Origin of the sequence: Clostridium sp. ATCC BAA-442, from assembly GCF_964239415.1 — a bacterium.
GTDB lineage: Bacteria > Bacillota > Clostridia > Oscillospirales > Oscillospiraceae > Flavonifractor > Flavonifractor plautii.
This window is the reverse complement of sequence record NZ_CAXSQB010000109.1, coordinates 1-1,311: the sequence shown is the minus strand read 5'-3', so window position 1 is coordinate 1,311 and position 1,311 is coordinate 1. Positions and strand designations below refer to the sequence as shown.

Genomic DNA, 1,311 nt, shown 5'->3' with positions numbered 1-1,311 from the left:
GGCCGCCCCTCCGCCAGGGCGGCCAGCCGGGCCAGCCGCTCCGGGGCCATGCGGCCCTTGCGGGGCGGCGCCAGATCCACCAGTGAGCCGCCTCCCACCGTGGCCAGGGGGGAGAAGAAGCGCGCCACAAACCGGTCGCCGGGGGCGGCGGCGACGGGCTGGGCGAAGCGGAGCTGGGCCCACCCCGCCTCGCCGGGGCGGAGCACGTCCCGCCCCAGGAGGATGCAGCGGCACACCAGGGCGCGGGCGCCGTGGTGGAAGTGGAGCTGACTTCCGGTGCGCACGGGGAAGGGGGCGTCGGGGAGCACCCGCAGGGATACGTCGGCCCGGTCGGTGAGGGTGAGGGCGCCGGGAGCGGCCAGGGTGTCCCCCCGGCCCACGTCCCGCAGGCGCACCCCCGCCAGGTTCACCGCCGCCCGCACCCCGGCGGGCAGCGCCTCCGCCGGGACGCCGTGGCACTGGAGGCCCCGCACCCGGGCGGTCTGCTCTCCCGGGTAGAGCTGCACCCTGTCCCCCCGCCGGAGGGGGCCGCCGGTGAGGGTGCCGGTGACCACCGTGCCGCTGCCGTCCACGGAGAAGACCCGGTCCACGTGGAGCCGGGGGCTCCCCTCCGGCGGGGGCGGCGCCTGCCGGGCCATGGCCGCCAGGGCGGCCCGCAGTGCCTCCAGCCCCTCGCCGGTGACGGCGGAGACGAAGATCCGGGGGGCTCCCTCCAGGAAGGTGCCCGCCGTCAGGGCGCGGGTGCGCGCCTCCGCCTCCGCCCGGGCGGCGGGGGAGGCCAGATCCGCCCGGGTGAGGGCGACCACCCCCCGCTCCAGGCCCAGCAGGGAGAGAATGTCCAGGTGCTCCGCCGTCTGGGGCATAGGGCCCTCGTCGGCGGCCACGGTAAAGAGCGCGCCGTCCAGCCCGCCGCAGCCGGAGAGCATGGTGGGGATGAACTGGGCGTGGCCGGGCACGTCCACCAGGGAGACCCGCCCCACTCCCGGCAGCTCCAGGGGGGCGAACCCCAGCTCGATGGTGAGGCCCCGGCGGCGCTCCTCGGCCAGCCGGTCGGTGTCCACCCCGGTGAGGGCCCGCACCAGGGCGGTCTTGCCGTGGTCCACATGGCCCGCGGTGCAGAAGATCATGCCGTTCCCTCCCTCCACGCCGCCAGGGCGGCGGCGATCTCCGCCTCGTCGCCGGGCAGGAGGGTGCGCACGTCCAGCAGGAGCTTCCCCCGGTGGATGCGGCCCAGGATGGGCACCCGCCAGGCGCGGAGGTGGGCCTCCCGCGCCTCCGCCGGCTCCAGGGCCGCCGCCCCGGCCGGGCGGC

Annotated in this window: 1 protein-coding gene and 1 pseudogene; both read right to left on the bottom strand. The window is 78.2% G+C overall.

Annotated features, from left to right (window positions below):
- A partial coding sequence (gene selB / locus ACESY8_RS19680) for a selenocysteine-specific translation elongation factor (RefSeq protein WP_498794969.1) occupies positions 1-1,127 on the bottom strand: 1,127 nt, incomplete at its 3' end.
- Positions 1,124-1,311 (bottom strand): annotated as a pseudogene (locus ACESY8_RS19675) (L-seryl-tRNA(Sec) selenium transferase); the annotation flags it as partial. The gene selB and the pseudogene ACESY8_RS19675, both read right to left, overlap by 4 nt.